The sequence below is a fragment of the Cedecea sp. FDAARGOS_727 genome, assembly GCF_012273235.1.
Classification (GTDB): domain Bacteria; phylum Pseudomonadota; class Gammaproteobacteria; order Enterobacterales; family Enterobacteriaceae; genus Cedecea; species Cedecea davisae.
Map to the genome: position 1 here is coordinate 2,989,139 of NZ_CP050966.1, position 19,450 is coordinate 3,008,588.

The 19,450-nt window shown below is 53.9% G+C and carries 18 protein-coding genes; 6 read left to right on the plus strand and 12 right to left on the minus strand.

The genetic code is table 11. The features are described from left to right. Positions 1 to 49: 49 nt before the first annotated feature. The gene (locus FOC35_RS14195; protein WP_172569241.1) at positions 50 to 772 is read left to right on the plus strand and encodes a GntR family transcriptional regulator; all 723 of its coding nucleotides are present in this window, start codon (positions 50 to 52) and stop codon (positions 770 to 772) included. Here the strand turns inward: FOC35_RS14195 and FOC35_RS14200 are convergent. Next, the gene (locus tag FOC35_RS14200; protein ID WP_172569242.1) at positions 760 to 1,959 is read right to left on the minus strand and encodes an enolase C-terminal domain-like protein; all 1,200 of its coding nucleotides are present in this window, start codon (positions 1,957 to 1,959) and stop codon (positions 760 to 762) included. The two genes, FOC35_RS14195 and FOC35_RS14200, sit on opposite strands and share 13 nt — an antisense overlap. A 291-nt stretch (positions 1,960 to 2,250) precedes the next feature. Here FOC35_RS14200 and FOC35_RS14205 point away from each other — a divergent pair, with 291 nt between their 5' ends. Beyond that, on the plus strand, positions 2,251 to 3,651 hold the full coding sequence (locus tag FOC35_RS14205) for a PTS transporter subunit EIIC (RefSeq protein WP_172569243.1): 1,401 nt from the start codon (positions 2,251 to 2,253) through the stop codon (positions 3,649 to 3,651). A gap of 43 nt (positions 3,652 to 3,694) precedes the next feature. Continuing rightward, positions 3,695 to 4,690, plus strand: a complete 996-nt coding sequence (locus tag FOC35_RS14210; RefSeq protein ID WP_172569244.1) for a LacI family DNA-binding transcriptional regulator — start codon at positions 3,695 to 3,697, stop codon at positions 4,688 to 4,690. On the opposite strand, the gene FOC35_RS14215 is transcribed toward FOC35_RS14210, so the two are convergent. The 6 genes from FOC35_RS14215 to FOC35_RS14240 form a co-directional block, all read right to left on the minus strand. Then, positions 4,685 to 6,127 (minus strand): glycoside hydrolase family 32 protein, encoded by a 1,443-nt coding sequence (locus tag FOC35_RS14215; protein ID WP_172569245.1) that lies wholly within the window; start codon positions 6,125 to 6,127, stop codon positions 4,685 to 4,687. The two genes, FOC35_RS14210 and FOC35_RS14215, sit on opposite strands and share 6 nt — an antisense overlap. Before the next feature lie 4 nt (positions 6,128 to 6,131). Further along, positions 6,132 to 7,382 (minus strand): MFS transporter, encoded by a 1,251-nt coding sequence (locus tag FOC35_RS14220; protein WP_016537675.1) that lies wholly within the window; start codon positions 7,380 to 7,382, stop codon positions 6,132 to 6,134. 200 nt (positions 7,383 to 7,582) lie between these two features. Next, positions 7,583 to 8,242, minus strand: coding sequence for a methionine ABC transporter permease (locus tag FOC35_RS14225; RefSeq protein ID WP_172570373.1), 660 nt, complete (start codon positions 8,240 to 8,242; stop codon positions 7,583 to 7,585). Next, entirely contained in the window at positions 8,239 to 9,030 is a 792-nt protein-coding gene (locus FOC35_RS14230; RefSeq protein WP_172569246.1) for a methionine ABC transporter ATP-binding protein, read from the minus strand. Before FOC35_RS14230 ends, FOC35_RS14225 begins: the two co-directional genes overlap by 4 nt. Next, positions 9,027 to 9,833, minus strand: a complete 807-nt coding sequence (locus tag FOC35_RS14235) for a MetQ/NlpA family ABC transporter substrate-binding protein (RefSeq protein WP_172570374.1) — start codon at positions 9,831 to 9,833, stop codon at positions 9,027 to 9,029. The genes FOC35_RS14230 and FOC35_RS14235 overlap by 4 nt, the downstream gene beginning before the upstream one ends. 30 nt (positions 9,834 to 9,863) lie before the next feature. Further along, positions 9,864 to 10,901, minus strand: coding sequence for an isopenicillin N synthase family oxygenase (locus FOC35_RS14240; protein WP_172569247.1), 1,038 nt, complete (start codon positions 10,899 to 10,901; stop codon positions 9,864 to 9,866). Positions 10,902 to 11,279: 378 nt separating this feature from the next. On the opposite strand from FOC35_RS14240, the gene FOC35_RS14245 reads away from it, so the two are divergent. From FOC35_RS14245 to ykgO, 3 genes are all read left to right on the plus strand, one after another. Continuing rightward, a complete protein-coding gene (locus tag FOC35_RS14245) occupies positions 11,280 to 13,184 on the plus strand; it encodes a methyl-accepting chemotaxis protein (protein WP_172569248.1) in 1,905 nt (634 codons plus the stop codon). 123 nt (positions 13,185 to 13,307) lie between these two features. Beyond that, the gene (locus tag FOC35_RS14250; protein WP_008460319.1) at positions 13,308 to 13,568 is read left to right on the plus strand and encodes a type B 50S ribosomal protein L31; all 261 of its coding nucleotides are present in this window, start codon (positions 13,308 to 13,310) and stop codon (positions 13,566 to 13,568) included. Between the two features lie 3 nt (positions 13,569 to 13,571). Then, positions 13,572 to 13,712 carry a type B 50S ribosomal protein L36 gene (ykgO, locus tag FOC35_RS14255; RefSeq protein WP_016537667.1) on the plus strand — a complete coding sequence of 47 codons (141 nt, stop codon included), beginning with the start codon at positions 13,572 to 13,574 and terminating at the stop codon, positions 13,710 to 13,712. Between the two features lie 3 nt (positions 13,713 to 13,715). Here ykgO and FOC35_RS14260 read toward each other — a convergent pair whose 3' ends face one another. The 5 genes from FOC35_RS14260 to acrB form a co-directional block, all read right to left on the minus strand. Next, positions 13,716 to 14,192 (minus strand): YlaC family protein, encoded by a 477-nt coding sequence (locus FOC35_RS14260; RefSeq protein ID WP_016537666.1) that lies wholly within the window; start codon positions 14,190 to 14,192, stop codon positions 13,716 to 13,718. Between the two features lie 120 nt (positions 14,193 to 14,312). Continuing rightward, positions 14,313 to 14,864, minus strand: coding sequence for a maltose O-acetyltransferase (maa, locus tag FOC35_RS14265; protein ID WP_039898584.1), 552 nt, complete (start codon positions 14,862 to 14,864; stop codon positions 14,313 to 14,315). A 252-nt stretch (positions 14,865 to 15,116) separates the two neighbouring features. Beyond that, a complete protein-coding gene (locus tag FOC35_RS14270; RefSeq protein WP_008460299.1) occupies positions 15,117 to 15,332 on the minus strand; it encodes an HHA domain-containing protein in 216 nt (71 codons plus the stop codon). A 28-nt stretch (positions 15,333 to 15,360) separates the two neighbouring features. Next, positions 15,361 to 15,735 (minus strand): Hha toxicity modulator TomB, encoded by a 375-nt coding sequence (gene tomB, locus FOC35_RS14275; RefSeq protein WP_016537663.1) that lies wholly within the window; start codon positions 15,733 to 15,735, stop codon positions 15,361 to 15,363. Between the two features lie 561 nt (positions 15,736 to 16,296). Continuing rightward, complete coding sequence (gene acrB, locus FOC35_RS14280) at positions 16,297 to 19,446, minus strand: multidrug efflux RND transporter permease subunit AcrB (RefSeq protein ID WP_016537662.1); 3,150 nt, start codon at positions 19,444 to 19,446, stop codon at positions 16,297 to 16,299. Positions 19,447 to 19,450: the final 4 nt, after the last annotated feature.

Below are 19,450 nucleotides of genomic sequence, written 5' to 3' on the forward strand. Positions count from 1 at the left end.
CAGGCGGCGCAGCAGTGTTATGTTTCAGCGCAAAGGACAGGAGCCAGCGATGAAAAAAAAAGAATTTGTGACTCAGGATTTGCTGAGCAAAATTTACCAGCACGCAAGCCCGGGGCCGCGTAAATTGCCGCCGGAGCGCCAGCTTGCTGAAGAATACGGCGTTTCGCGCTTTACTATTCGCCAGGCGCTGGAAAAGTTGGTGAGTATTGGCGTGGTGACGATTATTCAGGGATCGGGCGTCTGGATTAACGAACAGGCCCGCAATAGCCCACTGGTGTACAACTCGATAACTGAAAAACACTTCGACCGCATTGCGTTTCGGCTAGTTAGCCTGCATAAGAAATTACCCGACCGCGACGAGCAGCAGGTTTTTGGCCTGAACGAGGACGAGTTTATCTGGCAGTTTTGCCGCCTGCGGCTGGTAGACAACCGCAAAGTGCAGATTGAAACCTCGCGCATGCCGGTAAAAGATTTCCCTGACCTGAACCAGAAGGCCATTGAAAGCTCGCTGCAACAATACGTTCTGAGCAAGGGTTACCGCATTTCTCACCTGCTGACCAGCTACCAGGCGGTGGTGATTAACAAGGAACAGGCTCAACTGCTGGAGTGCAAGAAGGGGCTTCCGGCGATGCAAATACGCAACCGCGGTATTCTGGAAGGGGGACGGGTATTTGAAATCAGCGACATCGTTGATATCGACTACTCTTGCACCTACGTCATCCCCTTCAACCACGATAATCTTGCCCGCCGCAGAGTGCCTCAGGGGGTGTGAATCGCCCCGTTTGGCAGGCGGCTTTGGGTCCACTCGTGCGGGCGGTATTCCACCGGGAAGTGCTCCGCTTGTCGCTCGTCAAAACCTACCCCGATTCCCGGTTTCTCCAGCGGATACATATAGCCCTGTTCTGCCTCAGGTGCGCCGGGGAACACCGCTTTGGTATTCGGCTTGTTCGGAATAAATTCCTGAATCGCCGCATTATGCAGGTGGATATTGAGATGGGTGTTCACCGCGACCGCAATCGGCGTCATATCAGGCGGCCCGTGCCAGGCAAGACGTACTCCAAAGGCCTGGCAAAGTACCGCCAGTTTTAGCGCCGGGGTAATTCCGCCTATCTGCGAAACGTGGCAGCGAATAAAGTCGATGCGGCGGTTAACGATAAGGTCATGCCATTCCGCCGGGTTGTTAAACAGCTCGCCCATTGCCAGCGGCACGGAGGAGTGGTTGCGAACCTGTTCGAGCCAGGCGCTTTGCTGCGGCGGCAGAATATCCTCGATAAACCAGGGCTGGTAAGGCTCCAGCGCTTTGGCAAGCTGGACGGCCTGCTGCGGGAACAGGCGCTCGTGTACGTCGTGCAGGATATGGAAGCGATGGCCGTATTTCTCACGCAGGGCGCGGAACATTTCCACCGTATTAGCCATGTATTCGTCCTGGTCGTAATAGGCGCCGGGCGTTGGGGTTCGGGTCTGGTGCATGCCCTGCGGCGTGCCGCCGTAGAACCCGAGCTGGCAACGAATATAGCGATAGCCTTCGCCCAGCAGCTTATCGACCTCCTGATACAACCCCTCCAGCGTTTCGCTGGCGGCGTGGCTGTAAACCGCAATAGCGTCTTTCGACTTACCGCCCAGCAGCTGATAGAGCGGCATCCCGGCAAGCTGGCCTTTAATGTCCCATAGCGCCATATCCACGCCCGCAATGGCGTTGTTCATCACCGGGCCGTTACGCCAGTAGGCGTTGACCGTCATCATCTGCCACAGGTCTTCGATATGGTTGGCATCGCGGCCAATCAGCAGCGGTTTGAGGTATTCATCGACCATCGTTTTCACCGCCAGCGGGCGCTGCTGGAAGGTGGCGCAGCCGAGGCCGGTAACGCCTTTGTCGGTAGTGACGCGCACCGTGACAAGATTATGGCGGTCCGGTTTAGTAATAAAACATTCAATATTTTCGATAATCGTTGGTAGCACGAGCAAGCTCCACCGTCAGGCTAAATTAAACGGAAAAATGTAAGTTCTGCTATTACTATCACCCTATTTTTCCCCGCCGGTAAACGGTTTTTTTACTCTTTTTTATTGGTCAGTTATTTGATTGTAAGGCTGGATAAAAACGTACCAATTTAGGCCGGTGTTGGGTTTTTTTGTCTTTTATATGGCTAATTGTGACGTGGTTCATGTTTCATTGGTTTGTTTTTTATTTTTTGATTCTCTACCATCGGCAACAACAAAACAGAACAATAAGCCAACACCGGGGAGTGCTTTATGGGGAGTCGCGAGGTCATCGTTTCTATTATCCGTTTGGTCGGCGGAACGGATAATATTAATAACGTCTGGCACTGCATGACGCGCCTGCGTTTCGATTTAATTGATGATAATAAAGTGAATCAGCAGGAGATTAAAAAACTGCCCGGCGTGCTCGGCGCGCAGATCCAAAGCGACCAGTTTCAGATAATCATCGGCCCGCAGGTTAATAGCTGGTATCAGCAACTGACCACTTTGCTCGGCGGGGCGCAGGAACAGCCCGCAGCAACGGCGCAGAAGAAGGAGCGCAAGGGTTTGGTGTCGCTGTTTATGGACACGGTTTCCGGCGTTTTTGGTCCAATAGTGCCGGCGATTGCCGGGGCAGGGATGATAAAAGGGCTGCTGGCGGGGCTGATTGCGCTCAAAGTTATTTCGGCTAAAAGCGATACCGTGGTGGTTATCGACCTGATTGCCAGCGGGGTGTTTTACTTCCTGCCGTTCTTCCTGGCGATTTCCGCCGCAAGGATTTTTAAAACCAATGAATATCTGGCCGCGGCCGTTGCCGCCTGCCTGATGTATCCGTCGCTCATTGAGGCGGCAAAAGCGCTGGCCGCGCATCAGGCCGGGGCGGTGGACGCTTTCTACTTTCTTAATCTGATCCCGGTTTCGGTGTTTAACTACGCCTCAAGCGTCATTCCGGTCATTTTCTCGGTGCTGGCGCTGAGTTATATCTACCGCTGGGTTGACCGCATTATGCCGGAAGTGCTGAAAACGGTCTTCACGCCAACGCTGACGCTATTCCTCGCCGCGCTGGTGGCGCTGGTGGTGATTGGCCCGCTGGGAATTTACCTCGGGAAAGCGCTGGCCTGGTTTATCGAAGGGCTGTTTGGCGTCTCCGCGAGCTTTGCCGGGCTGGTGGTGGGAGCTATCCGCCCAATTGCGATTCTCACCGGGATGCACCACGCCATGACGCCCATCGCACTGCAAAACTTCACCGACCGCGGCTATGACATGCTGATGCCGATGATGTTTATGGCGAACATGGCAATTGCCGGTGCGACCTTCGCTATCTGGCGGCAGAGCAAGTCGAAGGCGGATCGCTCGGTGGTGCTTTCGGCGGGGATTTCCGCGCTGCTGGGGATCACCGAACCCGCGCTGTTTGGCGTGCTGACCCGTTATAAGAAAGCGTTTATTGCCGCGACAATTGCCAGCTCGCTCGCCTCTGCGTTTATTGCCTTCTTTGGCGTGCGGCTATATGGCTATATCCTGTCGAGCATCTTTAGCCTGCCCGCATATATTGGCCCGTACTTTATCCCAGCCCTGCTGGGCGTGGCGCTGGCGCTGATCCTGTCGTTTACGCTGACAACTCTGCTGGTGCGCGAGAAAGGCGCAGACTCATTCTCGTCGAGAAAAAACGCGTAAAAACGGCTACTATCGGTTTTTCTTCTACGCTGAATGACTGGATATGGCTTCTCTGAAAGATGTAGCAACCCTGGCGGGCGTGTCATTGATGACCGTCTCCAGGGTTATTAATCAGGCTGAACACGTTAGCCCGGTAACCCGGGAGCGGGTGCAGCGGGCCATTGACGAGCTTAATTATGTGCCGGACTATTCTGCCCGAAAGATACGCAGCAAAGGCGTTAAAGCTTCGACAATAGGCATTCTGGCGCTGGATACGGCGACCACACCCTATTCTGTAGAAATGCTGCTGGCTATCGAGCAAACCGCGCGTGAGCGGGGCTGGAACAGTTTCCTGATTAACATTCTTTCTGCCGACGACGCCGAGCGAGCGGTCAATCAGTTATTGGCCCAGCGGCCTGATGGCATTATTTTTACTACGATGGGCCTGAGGCACGTTGAACTACCCGCAGTATTAAAAAACCATCGTGTGGTGCTGGCTAACTGTACGAGCGGCGATGCGGGTTTACCGAGCTATATCCCCGATGATTTCAACGGCCAGTATCAGGCCACCCGCTATCTGATTGAACAAGGATACCGTCGCCCGCTGTGTCTGTGGCTGCCCAGTGAAGCGCTTGCCAGTCGCCCTCGCCGGGACGGATTCGAGCAGGCCTGGCGTGAAGCCGGGCTCGACGTTGAGGCGGTGAAGCAGTATCACATGCAATGGGGCGATGCCCATTATCCTGAACTGGCTGAGTGTATTGCAGGGCATAGTAAGGACGGGAAGGCGGATTTCGATGTGCTGGTTTGTGGTAACGACCGTATCGCTTTTGTCGCCTATCAGAAGCTGCTTGCGCAGGGGATTGCTCTTCCAGAGCAGGTGGCGGTACTCGGATTTGATAACCTGGTCGGGGTCGGCGATTTGTTCCTGCCGCCGCTGACAACAGTCCAGTTGCCGCATGAAGAAATTGGTCGACAGGCGGCACTGCACTTGATTGACGGCCTGACCAGCGGCGGCGTGAAGCGGCTGCCTTGCCCGCTGGTTAAGCGTGTTTCGCTATAGCGCGTTCAACTGCCACAGGGTGCCGCCACGGCATAAGGCTTTTCCCTGGCTGGCGAACAGCTCAAGCTGACGTTCCCCCTCTTGCGGGTAGAGACGGCTGCTGAGGCAGTATTCTCCCTGGTTAACAAAAACTTCAATGGACGAGCGATCGATAAAAATACGCAGGTGAAGATCGCTGCTTTCCGATAAGGGCACGCTGCGCTCCCCGTTAAGCTGCCCATCCTGATAGCTTCGTGACAGCACCAGACGCCGAGCCTGAACATCCACAAACAGTTCGCAGCCTTGCCCCAGACGAATACCGTAGCGTTTGGCCGTGCTTTGCCCGCATTCCCAGGTTATCTCCAGCTCCACCGCCTGCGCATCAGGAAACAGCCTCTGGTTATCTTTATCCAGCACGCAGGGCAGAACCATCTGCTCATGGGCGCGCAGCGTTGCCAGTTCATGAACCGGATTCTGATAGAGTTTTCCATTTGGCATCATGCACACTTCCCGGGGGAGGGTAAGGCAGCCCGCCCAGCCTTCGCATTTAGAAGGCATTGGTGATTCCCACATGTCCATCCAGCCCATTACGATACGGCGACCATCTTCAGCGACAAAGGACTGCGGCGCATAAAAGTCGTGGCCGTGGTCCATCTCTTCAAACGGCTGGCAGAGCCTGAACTCTTCCCCCGGCTGCCATCTCCCGCGCAGATAGCCGCTCTGGAACAGATTTTGATACTTGAAGCCTTGTGACGGGATGCCCTGCGGGGAAAACATCAGGATTTGGCTGTTACCGAGCGGGAAGAAATCCGGGCATTCCCACATATAGCCCATGTCCGAGTCGGCTTCAGTGAGGACACCATCCAGCCGCCACTCCCGCAGTGAACTGCCGCGATAAAGCAGCACTTTTCCCCGATCGTGCTCATCGCGCGCACCTATTACCATCCACCAGCTGCCATCCTGTTGCCAGACCTTTGGATCGCGGAAATGCATGATACCCGGCGGTGGGGTGAGAATGACGCCCTGTTTCTTAAAATGGACGCCGTCTTCACTGGTCGCGAGACATTGTACCTGACGTATAGCGCTGTCATTTCCCGCGCCTTCCAGCCAGATATGCCCGGTGTAGATAAGTGCGAGCACGCCATTATCATCTACCGCGCTGCCGGAGAAGCAGCCGTCCCGGTCCCATTCTTCACCCGGAGCCAGTGCGATGGGCTGGTGTTCCCATCGCACCATATCCCGGCTGGTGGCATGCCCCCAGTGCATCGGCCCCCAGTTTTCATCAAACGGATGGTGCTGATAGAAGGCATGGTACAGCCCGTTGTGATAAATCAGGCCGTTAGGGTCGTTCATCCAGCCTGCGGGCGGCGCCAGATGATAAAGAGGATAAAAGGCGTTACCGCGCGTTGCCTGAAGCGTTTCTAAGGCAGCCTGTGCCTTGAGCAGTGGGGTATTCATAACATTACCTGGTCGTCAGATTTAAAGAAGGGTGTGAGTTATCGGGGGCCGAGTCGCTGAGCAGTAAAGCGGAAACCAACGTCAGTGCCAGCACCAGTCCGGCCAGAATCATATAGGTGTCGGCAAAGCCGAGCTGGTCGTATCCGCGCCCAACAAGAGGAGAAAGTACGGTGGCACATATAGACGTAATAAACTGGAAGCCGACCAGATAGAGCGTGGCGGAGAGGCGCTGATCGAACTGCGTGGTGATGTACTTAAACATTGAAATCAAAAGAATAGGTAGTTCGACCGCGTGCAGAAGCTTCATGAAGGAGATGGTCAGCGGATCGCTTGCCATGCCTGAACCAAAGATACGCATAGCCATGATCAGGCCACTGAGCAGCAGCCCGCGCTTTGCGCCAATGCGGTTTACCAGCATCGGGGCGAGGAACATCCCGCCTGCTTCGAGAAATACCTGGAAGGAGTTGAGAAAGCCAAACATTTCGTTGCCGCGCTGCACGTTGTTAAACAGCGAGGCGAAGTAAACGGGGAATTGCTGATCGTAAACGTTGTAAACGCTGACGCCGCAAACAAAAAGTACCAGCGCCCAGAAGCGAGGTAGTTTCAGCAGACCGAAGGCATCGGCAAGCGTCAGCGCGCTGGTTTTACCGTATTCCAGTTCGCTGAGGGCGTTAGGCTGCATGTCACGCATGCGCCACAGGAGCAGCAGAAACAGGCAGGCAGAGACGCTACCCATCCAGAAATTCAGCTGCGGATTGAGGTTAAACAGCAGTCCGGCAAAAAACGTGGCACCGGCCCAGCCTAAAGACCCCCACATGCGTGATTTTCCGTATTCAAAGCCGACGATACGGCTCACGCGTTCGGTATAGGACTCCAGTGCGCCAATACCGGCAAAGAAGGTGGCGCCAACGTAAAGCCCGACGCTGATTGCCCCTGCGAGAATATGCACCTGAAGCAGCGGGGTGCAAACGAAGATAAACCAGGGGCCGCTGACTAGCAGCAGCCCGCCAATAACCCACAGCAGCGATTTGCGCAGACCGAGCTTGTCCTGGATGAAGCCGTACAGCGGCTGAGCGCAGAGCGCGGTGAAGGCTATTATCGAGAAGATAAGCCCGGTTTCCGCGCCTTTCAGGCCGATTTTCTGATTTAGCCAAAGTGAGATCAGCGAAAAGGCCGATGACCAGGTCCAGAAAAAGGTAAATAGCAGCCCGCTCAGGATCAGATAGTGATGTTTATTGCGTTTTGTCAGTGCCATGTGTGCAGCCTCTGAGAGCTTGAATGGCGATATTGTTAACGTTAACTTTTTGGTGTGAGAAGAGAGTGACCGTCATAAATGTGATGTTAATCGCAATAGTTAACGTTAACAATTTGGTTTTGTGATCCAGGGCGGATAATAAACGCGTGTATGGAAATGGGTTAAAAGCCCGGTAGAGGATACAGGGCTTAGAAGAAAGATTAGCGGCGGTGGGCGAGGCTGCGAACCAGCCTGTCGCCAAGACTTTGCACCAGTTGCACCATGACGATAAGAATGATGACCGTGCCAACCATCACCTGATTATTAAAGCGCTGGTAGCCGTAGCGTATCGCCAGGTCGCCCAGCCCGCCGCCGCCGATGACGCCTGCCATCGAAGAGAAGCCAATCAGCATTACCACCGTGAGCGTAATACCCGCCAGCACAGCAGGCAGCGCCTCCGGGAGCAGCACTTTGCTGACCACATGCCAGGCGTTGCCGCCCATCGAGAGAATGGCTTCAATTCGGCCTTTGTCTACCTCGTCGAGGGCGTTTTCCACCACGCGGGCAAAGAACGGAAAGGCTCCGATGGTTATCGGCACAACCGCCGCGGTGCTGCCGAGCGTGGTGCCGATAATGATGCGCGTGAACGGGATCAGGGCTATCAGCAGCACGATAAACGGCAGCGAACGGCCAATGTTAATTACTGCGCCAAGGATCTTGTTGAAGCGAGGAGAAGGCAATATGCCGTCTCGCCTGCTGAGGAACAGCAGCACGCCCAGCGGCAGGCCAATCAGGACGGTAAACAGCGCGGCCAGCCCGACCATGTAAAGCGTGTCGAGGGTGCCTTCCAGCAGCAACGGCCATAAATCTTCCCAGCTCATGCTACTTCGCATAACACATTCCCCTCAACGCCGTGGCGGCGTAAAAATTCTCGCTCGGCTTCCTCGTCATGGAGCAGGGAAGTCCTGAGCCGTGAAAAGGGATCCACCAGCCTTTCGGGCAGCGGCCCGTTTTCGATTAGCCTGCCGTTCTCCAGCAACGCGGCGTGGTCGCAAATTGCTTTCACCACCTCGAGCTGGTGGGTGATTAGCACGATGGTCAAACCCAGCTGGCGGTTGATATCCGCAAGCAGCGCCAGTACCGAGCCGGTTGTTTCCGGGTCAAGCGCGCTGGTGGCTTCGTCGCACAGCAGAATATCAGGGCGAGCGGCCAGCGCCCGTGCAATGCCAACGCGCTGCTTTTGCCCGCCGGAAAGCTGGGACGGAAACGCCCGGGCTTTATCGCTCAGGCCCACCAGCTCAAGCAGTTCAGCTACCCTTTTACGCCGCTCCTCTCGCGCCAGGCCTGCGATTTCCAGCGGCACCGCAACATTGTCTTCAACGCTGCGGGCGTGGATCAGGTTGAAATGCTGGAACACCATGCCGGTACGCTGACGGTGCAGGCGCAGCTCACGCTGGTTATAAGTAGTGATGTCTCTGTCGTTCATGATGATGCGGCCCGAGGTGGGCCGCTCCAGTAAATTGAGACAGCGGATCAGCGTACTTTTCCCGGCACCGCTGCGGCCCAGAATGCCGTAGATTGCGCCGTCCGGGACGACCAGGTTGATATCATCCAGCGCCGGTCGGCCTTCTCCGGCGTACACTTTGCTCAGCCGCTCAAGGGTAATCATGACTTATTCTCTACCGGGATAACGGAGCCGTTGTACTGCTTGCGGATAAACTCGGCCACCTGAGGCGATTCCAGATCCTTAGCCAACTGTTTGATGCGCGGATCGTTTTCCAGATTCGGGTTAGTCACCAGAATATTGGCATACGGGTTATGGGTAGCGCTTTCCAGGCCAAGCGAGTCTTTAGCCGGGCTGAGGCCCGCTTCCAGCGCGTAGTTACCGTTAATCACGCCCAGGCCGACGTCATCCAGCGAGCGCGGGATTTGCGGCGATTCCACTTCCACAATCTTCAGCTTTTTCGGGTTGCCGACGATGTCCTTCGGCGTGGCCTGGTTAGTGGAGGCGTCTTTAAATTCAGGCTTCAGGGTAATCAGCCCTTTGTCCTGCAACAGATACAGGGCGCGGCTCAGGTTGGTGACGTTGTTGGGCACCGCCACAGTTGCGCCTTCAGGTACGGATTTCAGATCTTTGTATTTATGCGAGTAAATTCCCAGCGGCTCGATATGTACCGTGGCGGCAACAACAAATTTCTTGCCGAGCGCTTTTTCCTGATCGCGTAAGTAAGGAACATGCTGGAAGTAGTTAGCGTCCACGTCGCCGCTGGCCAAAAGTTCGTTGGCGTTGGCACCGCTGGTCAGCTCAACGACTTTGAGTTTCAGATTAGGGTCCAGCTTCTGCACGAAGGCGAGGATCTCCGCGTGCGGAACCGGGTCGGCGGCAACGCGCAGCGCGTCTGCGGCCTGTGCCGCGAAAGCCAGAGAAAGCGACAGAGCAACACCGGCCAGTTTAAAAGCAGCATGTTTCATCATGGTTTTCCTTATTATTTATGTCGTTAGTTAAGCTATCAGTTCACTGCTGTTACGAAGAACGTCGGCGTAGTAGCGCTCGGCTACGTCCGGGTGAGAGCGCAGGCGGCCTTTCAGGTAGTTCCAGCCAACGTCGCGCAGTAGCGGGTTAAGCGGATCGCTTTCCGGTCCCCGGGCTTCTTTGGCCAGCGCTTCCGGCAGCTGATAAACGGGCACTACGGCGTTGAGCTGCGCGCCGAGGAAGAAGGCGATGGACAGGCGCTCTTCATGCTGCGGCGGGGAAACCACGCGGTGAACCGTAGCGCGAAGATAGCCGTTGGTCGCCAGCTCCAGCAGTTCACCAATATTCACCACGAAACTGCCCGGCAGAGGCTGGGCGTCAACCCAGTTATCCGGTGAGACTTCGACCTGGAGCCCTTTTTTATCGTCCTGAAGCAGGAAGCTCAGGAAGCCTGAATCTTTGTGCGCCCCCACGCCCTGGCTGCTTTGCGTCGCAGACTGGCCGGGGTAGCGAATCAGTTTGATATGTTCGTTAGGCAGGCTGCCGTAAAGAGCGTCGAAGGCGTCGGCCGGGAGGCTAAGCGCCTCGGCAAAAGTGCGCAGCAGCTTTAACGCCACGGCGGTCATTTCGCGCTGCCATTGCAAAAGCGTGGGCTTCAGCTCAGGTTGTGCCGCTGGCCAAAGGTTTGGTCCCTGTAAGCGTCGCCATGCCGGAGCGTATTCATCTGGCGGGAAAGCCTGGCGTTCAGCGCCAAGATCGAACTGTTCACGCCAGTCCGGCTGGCCGCGGGTAAGTTCGCTGGCGGCGCGGTTATAGCCACGGAAATGCGGCGAGTGGATCATCGCCACCTGCTGTTTGTCTTCGTCGGGGAGGGCAAAAAAGCTGCGGGCCTCATCCTGTACTGCCTGTTGCAGTTCGGGGCTGATGCCGTGGTTTATCAGGTAGAAAAAGCCAATTTCCCGCGCGGCGTAGCGCAGCTGGCTAAGGAAGGCCGAGCGGTCTGTTTCGCTGCCGCTAAGCTGGGAGAGATCAAGAATCGGCAGTGCCAGTCCTGGATTGTTGCTCATGTTTTGCTCCGGTAATCAGGGTAGTCGAGAAAGAGGTGGCGTTGGGTTCGGCACAACAGCGGCGCAGCAGCATGGCGATTTCCTTCTGGATGATGTCGGATAGCTTCAGGCTCACCTTGCCGGAATCGAAAAGGCGCGCCCAATATTGTTATCTTCTAAGCTATGACGGGGAGGGGTTCTAAGCTTTTGCGGAAACGAGAAAAGTCTAAGTATTGCAAAATGTTTCAACCATAAGGGTTAACTTATGGATTTAACTGGAACTTAATTACATTTGGAAATAATTAACGACCGCTTAAATTCAGGAGGCATTTAAGTTTGTCGGCTTTATGCCGAAGAGGATGCTAAGCGTTTCGCTTTCTACCACCAGGTATCCTCATCATGCTAAAAACGACACAATCCCGGTTCATTACCTCTCTAAGTTTGTTTTTCCTGCTGTTAGTCGCGATAACGTCGCTGGTTATCCATTTCTTCGTGACGCCGCAAATCAAGCGCAATGAAACCCAGCTGATCCGCTTTGCGGTGGATAACGTTGCGGTGAATATCACCGAACAGATGAACCGCGTGCAGGCACAAATGCGCAGCATCACCCAGTCAGTTTCCGCGATGCAAAGCGATGACATCAACCGGCTGCTGCCGATGCTGGTAGACCAGTATCAGGATGTGAACGTCTTCGGCGGTGGAATATGGCCGCTGCCGGAAAAACGTGAAGCGGGGCGCAATAAGTTCAGCACCTTCTTCGCCCGTAACGGCAGCAATAAGCTTGAGGAAAACACCTACTGGAACTCAGACGCCGCGCCAAATTATTACGAGCAGGTGTGGTACAAAGCCGGTCTGGCTTCTCCGGCCGGGCAGTGCGCCTGGGCAAATGCCTACCAGGATGACGCCAGCCCGCAGCCGCGTACCAACTGCGCAATGGCGATAAGCAAAGAGGGGCAGCCGTGGGGCGTGGCCACCATTGATGTGACCCTTGGTTTCTTTAACCAGCTGGCGAAACAGATGAGCGAGGCGGTTAAAGGCCAGGTTCTGATCATTGAAGCCGACGGTAAAGTGGTGGGAAATGCCGACCAGATTGGCAAAACGGCAGGGCTGAAAAATCTTTCCGAGCTGAGTAGTACGCTGCCAATGGCAAAAGCGGTACAGGAGATGCTGCCCGGTTTTAGCGCCAGCCAGAATAGCGAAAATGAATACGACAACGAGGGCACTTCGCATACCGTGATTTTGCAGACGGTGAAAGGCAGCCCGTGGATCCTCGCCGTCGATTTGCCCACTTCTCTGCTGACTAAGCAAACGGACGCTATTCTGCTGCGCCTCGGTATGGTGCAGATCCCAATGGCAATTATTCTGCTGGGCATTCTGGTGCTGTTTATCCGCAATATGATGCGCCGCCTGAGCGATCTTAACCATAACATCAGCCGACTTTCTGCCGGTGGGACCGACCTGACCCAGCGCCTGGAGCCGACCAGCAGCCCGGAGTTCAACGCCATTATCGACAGTTTTAACGGCGTGATTACTTATCTGCAAACCATGCTGCGCCAGGTTGGCGACAGCGCCAGAGCCATCTCTTCCGCGTCGCACCAGATAGCGACCGGTAACCAGGATCTTTCCGCCCGTACCGAGGATCAGGCGAGTTCGATTGAGCAGACGGCAGCTTCAATGGAAGAGCTGACCAGCACCGTACGTCAAAATGCCGATAACGCCGCCCACGCCAATGAACTGGCACGCGAAGCCTCAAACGTAGCCGTTAAAGGGGGCGATGTGGTCAAGCAGGTCGTCAGCACCATGAACGCTATCCAGACTTCATCGGGCAAAGTGGTGGATATTATCAGCGTCATCGACAGCATTGCGTTCCAGACGAATATTCTGGCTCTGAATGCGGCGGTAGAAGCAGCGCGTGCCGGAGAGCAGGGGCGTGGTTTTGCCGTCGTCGCTTCAGAAGTGCGCAGCCTGGCACAGCGTTCGGCCCAGTCGGCAAGGGAGATTAAGGCGCTTATCGAAAATTCGGTGAGCAACGTTAATCTGGGCACCGAGCTGGTACATCAGGCCGGGAGCACGATGGAAGAACTGACCCAGGGCGTGCGTAACGTCACCACGCTGATGGCCGAAATTATGTCGTCCAGCCGCGAGCAGAGTACCGGTATTGAGCAGGTTAATCTGGCAATTAATCAGCTGGATAGCACCACTCAGCAAAATGCCGCGCTGGTTCAGCAGGTCTCTTCCGCTTCCCACTCGATGGCCGAGCAATCGCTGCAACTTGAGCGCGTTGTCGCCGGTTTTAAACTGTAATTCTGACGGGCACTTACCGGGTGCCCGCCTCCTTTTTGCTCCCCGTACTTTCAAACCCCGCTTGCATTTCGTCCGTTCATCTCTTATTTTATTGTTACGTTATAACATATCGGAATGATTTTTATGCAGCGCGATATCCATCCGTTTTACCGGACCGTGGTGTTTCATGACACCAGCGTAAATGAGTATTTTAAAGTTGGGTCGACGATTAAAACCGACCGTGAGATTGAGCTGGACGGGGTGACTTACCCTTATGTGACTATCGAAGTCTCTTCGGCTTCGCACCCGCATTACACCGGCAAGCAGAAAGTCTTCGTTAATGAAGGTGGCCCGGCTCGCTTCCAGCAGCGTTTTGGCAAGTTTTTTGGCGGTAAGGAGTCTTAATAAATGCAGGTATTAAATTCGTTACGCAGTGCAAAACAGCGCCACCCCGATTGCCAGATTGTTCGGCGCAAGGGGCGGCTGTATGTGATTTGCAAGACTAACCCGCGTTTTAAAGCGGTGCAGGGGCGTAAGAAACGCCGCTAGCCGTTAATGACCGCCAGCAGGCTGCTGGCGAGTCAGCGAGAAGACGTCGTAAAACGACAGCTCCCCTTTGCGGCTGAGCATTTTATGCAGCAGCGATTTTTGCTCTTCATCCACGCTCGGGGAGCTGAGGATTTGATCTATCAGCGTTGTTGGCACATTGCGGGTGTTGTACCACTCGCCGTTGTAGCACACGCGTAAGTCGAGCACGTCGATGTCGCTATAGCGGTAGCGAGGATTGACGTCAAAGAAGAAGAACGCGTTACACAGCGCAAACAGCACCACCAAAAGCCATACTGAGCCCGCCAGGGTTTCTGATTCAAGCATTACCCAGAGGGTGGCAAACCACCCGATATACATACCGATAAATAATCCAGGATGCTTACGGATAAAACTGATACTGAAGCGCGGGCGGTTATCGCGCTTTTCAGTCACGTTCAGATGTTCGATAGTATCGGTGAGCAGGCGCTGAATTTCTGTCATGGTGTGCCTTCTAAGTTCTCTGTTTCGGGTTGTACGCGTGACCAGACTATTTTAAGAAGCGCGGGCCGGGCAAAAAAGTAACAGATAAGGCAAAAATAACCATAACAGTTAACCGCTGCGCTACAGCTTTTTGATAATGCGCGCCGGGTTGCCCGCAACAACGCAGTTTGCCGGAATGTCCTTCGTGACCACCGAGCCGGAGCCGACGACCACATTATCCCCGATGGTCACGCCCGGGTTGATAACCGCCCGGCCGCCAATCCACACATTATGGCCGATAGTCACAGGTTTACCGAATTCAACGCCGCTGTTGCGCGTCTGAGCGTCGAGCGGGTGAGTTGCGGTATAAATGTGTACGCCCGGCGCCAGCATGCAGTTGTCGCCGAAGCGGATCGGGCAAACGTCCAGCATGACGCATTCAAAGTTAGCGTAGAAGTTTTTACCGAGGAAAATATTGTAGCCGTAGTCGCAGCGAAAGGTCGGCTCAATATAGGCGCCTTCGCTCTGGCCCAGCAGCTCGGCAAGTATTTCATCGCGCCAGGCCTGCTCGTCGGGTGAGCTTTGGTTGTAGCGATGCAGCAGCTGGCGGGCTTTGTGGCTTTCGCGCTGTAGGGTTTCATCGCCGGGGCGGTAAAGTTCACCGGCAATCATCTTAAGCTTCTCTTCGCTCATTTCATCCTCCATGTTCCGTGGTCAGCAAGACTAGCGAAATTTAGAGAAGAAAGAGCGGGAGCCTTTCCTGCGCGTGATCCTTGTCACGTAGCGGGATAGCCGCACGGTAATGCAGGAAGAGAGTTGCGCTTTGGCGATGTTTAACCGATTGAGCGTGGAGTATGGCGTTTGCACAAAAAAGCAGCAGATATAAGCCAGGCAATAACAATAGATAAACTTTAATATTAATTATTATTTAAAAACACACTGTAATTAACGAATGAATTTCCATACAGACGGTGGGATTTTATCATACAGTTTATTCATCGTGAGTTCGGCCAGGCGGTGATCGGCTGCTGAATAAAATACCGCCAGCTCATTATCCGATAATTCGTATTTATTCTTTTCAATAACGCGTTCCAGCGTATCAATAGTCTGACAACGCCGCAGGCGCATCAAATAATCAGTCTTGGTCAGTTTTGTAGTCATAAATTAGCCTTAAGTGTTTTTAATATTTTTAGAACGAGTGGCTTACTGGATTAGCACGGCTTTCAGTGACGAAGCAGCGGAACAAGCGATTCCCCGATTTACGCCATCTTTGCAGATCCTGAGCATTAATGCCGTAATTGCTAAATAACATGAAAGTGTCGTCCAGGTATTCATCAATCTGTTCTATCAGCTTGCTTTCATCCGGATACTTAATCTTGTAATTAAGCGCCGAGGCAGCAATGTGTTCAATCAATTCATTCAGCTGAAGGTTAATGGCCGAAGTCGGATCATTAACCCATCCATGATTGCTCTCACCAAGATTGGTAAGGCAGTCGTGATACAGACTCTCACAGAGGAACTTAAGCTGCGCAATGTCGTGCCGCTTTGGTGAGTATTCGTCCATAATGCTTGCCCCCTTTATCGATACAACGAATGATAAACATAACGGGTTGCGGTGGACACACCTGAAGAGGTGAAGAACTGTTGCCACTATTATTACATGTGCTGTAACTATAAATCAATATTGGCTGGATTTCATGCTGCTCTAACGAAAAATTACAATTAAATTAAAAACCCGTAATACGTTACTAAATGTGAATTAAGAAGATAGTATGAATTTTAACTTAAATCATCGGAAATAAATTAAGAAAAACTTAACAATATTTATAACTTTCAGCCGGTTAATACAATGTTAAAATCGCTATATATATCTGCATATAGCGGTGTGAATTCGTAAGAATATTCTTAAATAAACGCATGATTCGGTTTTTATTGTTCTATAGCCCACGAATTAACGAGCAGTTAAGATTTATTTAATTGCCCACAAAGTCTTATCTAGCGAACAAATTGTTCGGTATAGGAATAATCGGCGGTGATAATAAAATCATTAAATGCCGGCTGAAATCGGTTTCTTTATAAATAAAAAGGCCGCTATAAGCGGCCTTTTGTTATGTGATTGAACGGCTTACTGGTGGTGTTCTACCGGATGCGCATGTTCAATATCTTCATTCTTGCGGCTGAAGCGGCGGCGAACCACCACGAAGAACACCGGTACGAAGAAGATAGCCAGCACGGTTGCGGTAACCATCCCGCCCATTACGCCGGTTCCTACTGCGTTCTGTGCGCCACTACCTGCCCCGGTGCTGATAACCAGCGGCATTACCCCGAGGATAAATGCCAGAGATGTCATCAGAATCGGACGCAGACGCATACGAACCGCATCCAGAGTCGCTTCTATCAGGCCTTTGCCTTCTTTCTCCATCAGATCTTTGGCGAATTCCACGATAAGTATCGCGTTCTTCGCCGACAAGCCAATGGTTGTCAGCAGGCCTACCTGGAAGTACACGTCGTTGGTCAGGCCGCGCAGGGTGGCGGCCAGCAGCGCACCGAATACCCCAAGCGGAACAACCAGCATGACGGAGAATGGAATAGACCAGCTCTCGTACAATGCCGCCAGACACAGGAAGACAACGATAAGCGAAATGGCATACAGGGCAGGGGCCTGGTTGCCGGACAGGCGTTCCTGGTAGGACATGCCCGTCCAGTCAAAGCCGATGCCGGTTGGCAGTTTCGCCGCCAGTTGCTCCATCATGTCCATTGCTTCACCGGTACTTTTACCCGGTGCTGCCTGGCCAAGAATCTCCATCGATGGCAGACCGTTGTAACGTTCCAGACGAGGTGAACCGTATTCCCAGCGCGAAGTAGAAAACGCGGAGAACGGCACCATCTGGCCAGAGGAACCACGAACGTACCAGTTGCCAATATCGCTCGGCAGCATACGGTATGGCGCTTCAGCCATCACATACACTTTCTTCACGCGGCCGCGGTCAATAAAGTCATTGACGTAGCTACCGCCCCAGGCCGAGCCCAGCGTGGTGTTGATATCGGTGATGGATACCCCCAGCGCCTGCGCTTTTTCCTGGTCGATATCGATTTTAAACTGCGGTGTATCTTCCAGGCCGTTCGGGCGCACGCCAACCAGCAGGTCAGGGTGCTGGGCAATCATCCCAAACAGCTGGTTACGAGCCTGAGTGAGTTTTTCGTGGCCAAGGTTTGCCTGGTCAATCAGCTGGAAGTCAAAGCCGGTTGCGGTACCCAGTTCAACAATCGCAGGCAGGTTGAAGGCAAATACCATCGCATCTTTAATCTGCGAGAAGGTTCCCATAGCACGGCCTGCAATGGCCGGAACTTTGTTCTCTTCACCCGAACGCTCGCTCCAGTCTTTCAGAGAAACGAACGCCAGGCCGGTGTTCTGGCCGCGACCGGAGAAGCCGAAGCCGTTAACGGTAAATACCGAATTAACGTTCGCTTTCTCTTTGGTCAGGAAGTAGTCGTTCACCTCATCCAGCACTTTCTGCGTACGTTCCTGGGTCGCACCGGCAGGCAACTGAGCCATCGCCAGCAGTACGCCCTGGTCTTCGTCCGGCAGGAACGAGCTTGGCAGACGAACAAACAGGAAGGCCATGCCCACGACGATAATCAGGTACAGAACCAGATAACGGCCGGTGCTACGCAGGATGTTACCGACGCTGTCGGTATAGTGATGCGTGCTCTTCTCGAACATTCTGTTGAACCAGCCGAAGAACCCTTTCTTGTCATCGTGATGACCTTTCGGGATTGGCTTAAGCATGGTCGCACAGAGTGCCGGCGTCAGGATCATCGCCACCAGCACCGACAGCACCATCGCGGAGACGATAGTAATCGAGAACTGACGGTAGATTGCGCCGGTAGAACCGCCAAAGAACGCCATCGGGATAAATACCGCGGACAGCACCATCGCGATACCCACCAGTGCGCCCTGAATCTGGCCCATTGATTTACGCGTTGCTTCCTTCGGCGGGAGTCCATCTTCCACCATGACACGCTCAACGTTTTCTACTACAACGATGGCGTCATCCACCAGCAGGCCTATCGCCAACACCATGCCGAACATCGTCAGGGTGTTTATCGAATAGCCAAAGGCGGCAAGGATGGCGAATGTCCCGAGCAGAACCACCGGTACGGCAATGGTTGGAATCAGCGTTGCCCGGAAGTTCTGCAGGAACAGATACATAACCAGGAACACCAGCACGATGGCTTCCACCAGCGTTTTCACCACTTCGTTAATGGAAATCTTAACGAACGGTGTGGTGTCGTACGGGTAAACCACTTTCAGACCGGCCGGGAAGAACGGCTCCAGTTTTTCAACGGTGGCACGTACCGCCTCGGCGGTATCCAGGGCGTTAGCACCGGTGGCCAGCTTAATCCCCAGGCCGGAAGCCGGCTGGCCGTTGTAGCGGGCGATAACGTCGTAGTTTTCGCCGCCAAGCTCAACTTTTGCTACGTCTTTCAGCAGGACGCGGGAACCATCCGGGTTCACCTTCATCAGGATTTTGCTGAACTCATCGGCAGACTTGAGGCGGGTTTGCGCGATGATGGAGGCGTTTAACTGCTGGCCTTTCACCGGCGGAGTCCCGCCGAGCTGACCGGCCGCTACCTGGGCGTTTTGCGCTTTAATAGCGTTAATCACGTCAACAGGCGTTAGCTGGTAGTTGTTCAGTTTGTTCGGGTCCATCCAGATACGCATTGCGTACTGAGCACCAAACAGCTGCACGTCACCTACGCCGGGAGTACGGCTTACCGGGTCTTTGATGGTCGCGCCAACGTAGTCCGCGATATCTTCCTGGTTCATGGTGCCGTCGGTATTAATCATACCGAGAACCATCAGGAAGCTGCTCGAGGACTTCTCGACGCTAACACCCTGCTGCTGCACTTCCTGCGGCAGCAGCGGCATAGCCAGCTGTAATTTGTTCTGAACCTGTACCTGCGCGATATCCGCGTCGGTGCCGGAGTCGAAGGTAATGGTTATCTGAACAGTACCAGAGGAATCACTGGTAGAGGACATATAAAGCAGGCCATCGATACCGTTCATGTTCTGTTCGATAACCTGCGTTACGGTATCCTGTACCGTCTTAGCATCTGCACCCGGGTAGTTTGCCGAGATCTGAATTGCCGGTGGCGCAATCGTTGGATATTGCGCGATGGGCAATTTCATTATCGCGAGCGCACCCGCCAACATAATGATGATGGCGATTACCCAGGCAAAGATGGGGCGATCGATAAAAAACTTAGACATGTCT

Coding starts and splice junctions, on each gene's coding strand:
- FOC35_RS14195 (WP_172569241.1), top strand. CDS start 50: ATGAAAAAAAAAGAATTTGTGACTCAGGATTTGCTGAGCAAAATTTAC.
- FOC35_RS14205 (WP_172569243.1), top strand. CDS start 2,251: ATGGGGAGTCGCGAGGTCATCGTTTCTATTATCCGTTTGGTCGGCGGA.
- FOC35_RS14210 (WP_172569244.1), top strand. CDS start 3,695: ATGGCTTCTCTGAAAGATGTAGCAACCCTGGCGGGCGTGTCATTGATG.
- FOC35_RS14215 (WP_172569245.1), bottom strand. CDS start 6,127: ATGAATACCCCACTGCTCAAGGCACAGGCTGCCTTAGAAACGCTTCAG.
- FOC35_RS14220 (WP_016537675.1), bottom strand. CDS start 7,382: ATGGCACTGACAAAACGCAATAAACATCACTATCTGATCCTGAGCGGG.
- FOC35_RS14225 (WP_172570373.1), bottom strand. CDS start 8,242: ATGAGCTGGGAAGATTTATGGCCGTTGCTGCTGGAAGGCACCCTCGAC.
- FOC35_RS14230 (WP_172569246.1), bottom strand. CDS start 9,030: ATGATTACCCTTGAGCGGCTGAGCAAAGTGTACGCCGGAGAAGGCCGA.
- FOC35_RS14235 (WP_172570374.1), bottom strand. CDS start 9,833: ATGAAACATGCTGCTTTTAAACTGGCCGGTGTTGCTCTGTCGCTTTCT.
- FOC35_RS14240 (WP_172569247.1), bottom strand. CDS start 10,901: ATGAGCAACAATCCAGGACTGGCACTGCCGATTCTTGATCTCTCCCAG.
- FOC35_RS14245 (WP_172569248.1), top strand. CDS start 11,280: ATGCTAAAAACGACACAATCCCGGTTCATTACCTCTCTAAGTTTGTTT.
- FOC35_RS14250 (WP_008460319.1), top strand. CDS start 13,308: ATGCAGCGCGATATCCATCCGTTTTACCGGACCGTGGTGTTTCATGAC.
- ykgO (WP_016537667.1), top strand. CDS start 13,572: ATGCAGGTATTAAATTCGTTACGCAGTGCAAAACAGCGCCACCCCGAT.
- FOC35_RS14260 (WP_016537666.1), bottom strand. CDS start 14,192: ATGACAGAAATTCAGCGCCTGCTCACCGATACTATCGAACATCTGAAC.
- maa (WP_039898584.1), bottom strand. CDS start 14,864: ATGAGCGAAGAGAAGCTTAAGATGATTGCCGGTGAACTTTACCGCCCC.
- FOC35_RS14270 (WP_008460299.1), bottom strand. CDS start 15,332: ATGACTACAAAACTGACCAAGACTGATTATTTGATGCGCCTGCGGCGT.
- tomB (WP_016537663.1), bottom strand. CDS start 15,735: ATGGACGAATACTCACCAAAGCGGCACGACATTGCGCAGCTTAAGTTC.
- acrB (WP_016537662.1), bottom strand. CDS start 19,446: ATGTCTAAGTTTTTTATCGATCGCCCCATCTTTGCCTGGGTAATCGCC.